This is a genomic window from Massilia sp. BKSP1R2A-1, from assembly GCF_050586525.1.
In the GTDB taxonomy this organism is placed as follows: domain Bacteria; phylum Pseudomonadota; class Gammaproteobacteria; order Burkholderiales; family Burkholderiaceae_D; genus Telluria.
In genome coordinates this window covers 1-530 of record NZ_JBOBRE010000047.1, presented here as the reverse complement: position 1 = coordinate 530, position 530 = coordinate 1, and the positions used below count along the sequence as shown (strand labels likewise).

General features: G+C 57.0%; 1 protein-coding gene. It reads right to left on the bottom strand.

What is annotated here, in order from left to right; translation table 11 throughout:
* A partial coding sequence (locus tag ACQ7JA_RS25010; protein WP_430902409.1) for a transposase occupies nucleotides 1–530 on the bottom strand: 530 nt, incomplete at both ends.

Below are 530 nucleotides of genomic sequence, written 5' to 3'. Positions count from 1 at the left end.
CCGCCAGCATTCCCTGCATGCCAAGCAGCGTGAGCAAGCGATTGAAGTTGTAGGCCAGCACATGCAAGCTCATTTCGCTCTTCACACGCTCCAAGCCTTTCGTTAGAAAATGCGTGGATCCCATCCATGCCTTGATCGTGGCATAGGGGTGCTCGACAGTCGAACGTCGGATGCGCATGGCGTCGGGCGTCTGTTCAAGGCGAGCCAGCATGTCGTCGAGCACGTCCTGATGTTCCCAGCGTGTCACACGCCGCTGTGCGCTAGGTGTGCACCTGTCCTTAAGCGGACAACCCTTGCAGTTCGAGCTCCAGTAGCGGTGATTTGTCATGCCTTTCTCGACGCTGGAAAATCGCCAAATCAAAGCTTCGCCGGCCGGGCAGCGATACTCGTTGTTTTCGGGATCGTAGATGAAGTCGGCTTTGTCGAACCTGCCATCGGCCTTGGCCCCGGAAGTCTTTGTAGGGGGAACCAAAGCACGTATGCCCGCCTCATGACAGGCCAGGATTTCTTCGCCCTTGAAGTAGCCTCGA